At 54.7% G+C, this 1,558-nt stretch carries 5 protein-coding genes; all 5 read right to left on the bottom strand.

What is annotated here, in order from left to right; translation table 11 throughout:
* On the bottom strand, positions 1–463 hold a 463-nt coding region (locus HWQ67_RS18120; protein ID WP_218254097.1), incomplete at its 3' end, for a hypothetical protein.
* Positions 450–755, bottom strand: coding sequence for a hypothetical protein (locus tag HWQ67_RS18125; protein WP_218254098.1), 306 nt, complete (start codon positions 753–755; stop codon positions 450–452). The genes HWQ67_RS18125 and HWQ67_RS18120, both read right to left, overlap by 14 nt.
* On the bottom strand, positions 755–916 hold the full coding sequence (locus HWQ67_RS18130) for a hypothetical protein (protein WP_218254099.1): 162 nt from the start codon (positions 914–916) through the stop codon (positions 755–757). Before HWQ67_RS18130 ends, HWQ67_RS18125 begins: the two co-directional genes overlap by 1 nt.
* Before the next feature lie 9 nt (positions 917–925).
* Positions 926–1,195 carry a class II holin family protein gene (locus HWQ67_RS18135; protein WP_218254100.1) on the bottom strand — a complete coding sequence of 90 codons (270 nt, stop codon included), beginning with the start codon at positions 1,193–1,195 and terminating at the stop codon, positions 926–928.
* Between the two features lie 19 nt (positions 1,196–1,214).
* Positions 1,215–1,558: hypothetical protein (locus tag HWQ67_RS18140; RefSeq protein ID WP_218254101.1), on the bottom strand; the 344-nt coding region annotated here is incomplete at its 5' end.

Genomic DNA, 1,558 nt, shown 5'->3' on the forward strand with positions numbered 1-1,558 from the left:
CGCACTCGGCAGACCCCCAAGAGTTCGTATGCTTCCAAGACTTAGTTATCTTGTGTAGCACCGGGTAGATATACCTAAGCCTAGCGTTGGACAACGCCTGTTTCTTTATGAACTTGATGAACGAAACCGGGAGGTCAATCTTCTGCGAGGGCAACAGTATCCGGGCCTCGTTATTCTGTAGATACCGCCAGAAGTTACCCCACTTCGTAAGGTCCGTGGACTTGAGCCACGCTCGGGGCATAGCCACGCCCTTCCGTTTTATGGAGTCGTTCTGCCAGAAGTCGCAGATGGGTTTATGGATTACTACCGACGAGTCCCCGCCAGCCTTGACGGAGAACCCGCCCATCTGTAGGATGAAGTAGAACAGGGACGTGTCACAAGCCGTTCTCTCAAACAGCCACTCGTCCCGGTCACACTTGGGGAGGGAGTCGTAGAATATAAGGTCGGTTTCAGTTAGAGGCATTGCCAAGTACCGAAGCGAGCTTCGCCTTCAGGGCTGGGGGTAACTCCGGTTTGTTCCTCCGAGAGACGGAGGCCGAATCCTTTTCCTCTGCCGCCACAGCCACCTTCTCGGGCGACATCACGGCAAGCAGTCGGCCTATGGACTTTGACGCCTCCACACGGTCCTTGTTGGAAGCGTCGGGGTCGTCGCGGATACCCTTCAACACCGATAGCGTGGCGTCGAGTTCCCCCCAATGGGACTTACGCCAAGCCGACAGGTCAGATGAATGGTCCTCGGACTTCTTCTTCGGCATCAGAACTTGGACTTAATCCAGTAGTAGGCGTCAATGAGGAACCCGAACAGGAAGTCCTTGAACTGGACCTTCCAAGGCAACCCGGCCTTCTGGTCCCCTGCCACCTGAATGATGTTGTAAACGAAATACGCGGCGATAAGAACGAACCCGATGAAACTCATGGTAACTCCTTATTTTTGTAGGTGCATAGAAATCAACTGCTTTACGTCGCCTTTGATTTCCGTAATGTCACCCTCTATGTTGTTAATTCGCGGGACAATCTCGGAGCATAGCTTCTCCGCTGTCCTAATCCTTACCTCGTGGTCCTCACAGCGAGTGGGGTTGGGCGGTAGCCCCTGCGCCCTGGCCCGCCTCTCCTTCCACTCCTTGAAGCCCAAGATAACCCCCGCAACCACCCCTACGGCTAAGGCCGTCCATTGAGCAACACTAACCCAGTCCACATAATCCTCCTCTCCTTCGTCACTTCAGCAACGCGTACGCCGCGACCCCAGCCGCCGCTACCGTAGCTATGCTCTTGACCTTGCCCCAAGACCGGCTCACGTTCAGTTTATGCTCAGCCATCTTGAACAGACCCTCGGCTTGCAATCGGAGAACGTGTTCCCGATTATAATTCGCTTTCCATTCCTCTGAAATCTCTACCTGTGCCGCGAACTTCTTCTCCCATAAGGCTATCTCTTTGTCCTTGTCAGCGATAGTCGCCGTAGCCAACGAGAACATCCCCTTGAGCGTGTCTATCTGCTGTCGCAGGTTCACGACCAGCGGGTGACTCTCTAACTCGGGGGCCGAAGGCTCGGCGTTCTCCA

This window comes from Candidatus Magnetobacterium casense (genome assembly GCF_019173545.1).
Taxonomy (GTDB): domain Bacteria; phylum Nitrospirota; class Thermodesulfovibrionia; order Thermodesulfovibrionales; family Magnetobacteriaceae; genus Magnetobacterium; species Magnetobacterium cryptolimnobacter.

Bases quoted from the DNA above. Each gene is read 5' to 3' on its own strand.
- HWQ67_RS18125 (WP_218254098.1), bottom strand. From the start codon at position 755: ATGCCGAAGAAGAAGTCCGAGGACCATTCATCTGACCTGTCGGCTTGG.
- HWQ67_RS18130 (WP_218254099.1), bottom strand. From the start codon at position 916: ATGAGTTTCATCGGGTTCGTTCTTATCGCCGCGTATTTCGTTTACAAC.